The sequence below is a fragment of the Flavobacterium sp. FlaQc-48 genome, assembly GCF_044007335.1.
Taxonomy (GTDB): domain Bacteria; phylum Bacteroidota; class Bacteroidia; order Flavobacteriales; family Flavobacteriaceae; genus Flavobacterium.
In genome coordinates, this window is sequence record NZ_JBIPCR010000101.1 from 1 (window position 1) to 255 (window position 255).

General features: G+C 38.0%; 1 protein-coding gene. It reads right to left on the reverse strand.

Features of this window, described 5'->3' with window-relative positions; all coding sequences use genetic code 11:
* On the reverse strand, window positions 1-255 hold a 255-nt coding region (locus ACHRWY_RS27740), incomplete at both ends, for a phosphopantetheine-binding protein (RefSeq protein ID WP_395359266.1).

Sequence of the window (255 nt, forward strand, 5' to 3'; positions counted from 1 at the left end):
CAAGAACTATAGGAATGTGATATTCGGTACTGCCTTGTAACTGATCCAAAAACCATAGTCGTTCCTGACTAAACGATAAAGGAATACGAGCAGGACGATTTTCTATTACAATACTTGGTAATAAAACACCTTCTGACTGTACTGATATATGAGTCCCTAAGCTTGAAATCGTGGTATAGGCGAAAATATCAGCAATTTCAATCTCTTTGGACAGTTCTTTTCGGATCATGGAAACTAAACGCGTGGCCAATAAAC